Raw genomic sequence first — 458 nt, forward strand, 5'->3', positions numbered from 1 at the left:
GCAGGGCCGCAGGTGAACGAAGCGCGCGCCGCGCTGTCCACCCGGGTCGCGTTAACCGTTACCCTTGGCCCCGCGCGCACCTGCGCCGCTTACAACAGCAGACCCCATGCGCATCCTGGTCATCGAAGACAACACCGACATTGCCGCCAACCTCGGCGATTACCTGGAAGACCGCGGGCATATCGTCGACTTCGCCGCCGACGGCGTCACCGGCCTGCACCTCGCCGTGGTCAACGAATTCGACGCCATCGTTCTCGATTTGAACCTGCCCGGCATGGATGGCCTGGAGGTCTGCCGCAAGCTGCGCCAGGACGCACGCCGGCAGACCCCGGTGCTGATGCTGACCGCGCGCGACGCGCTGGAGCAGAAGCTGGCCGGCTTCGACGTCGGTGCCGATGACTACCTGGTCAAGCCCTTCGCGCTGCAGGAAGTCGAGGCCCGGCTGACCGTTCTGGCCC

General features: G+C 67.2%; 1 protein-coding gene. It reads left to right on the forward strand.

What is annotated here, in order from left to right; all coding sequences use genetic code 11:
* Positions 1-106 precede the first annotated feature (106 nt).
* Positions 107-458 (forward strand): response regulator transcription factor (locus tag FLQ44_RS17095; protein ID WP_147695369.1); only part of this gene is annotated, 352 nt, incomplete at its 3' end.

It is taken from the genome of Vogesella mureinivorans, assembly GCF_007644035.1.
GTDB lineage: Bacteria > Pseudomonadota > Gammaproteobacteria > Burkholderiales > Chromobacteriaceae > Vogesella > Vogesella mureinivorans.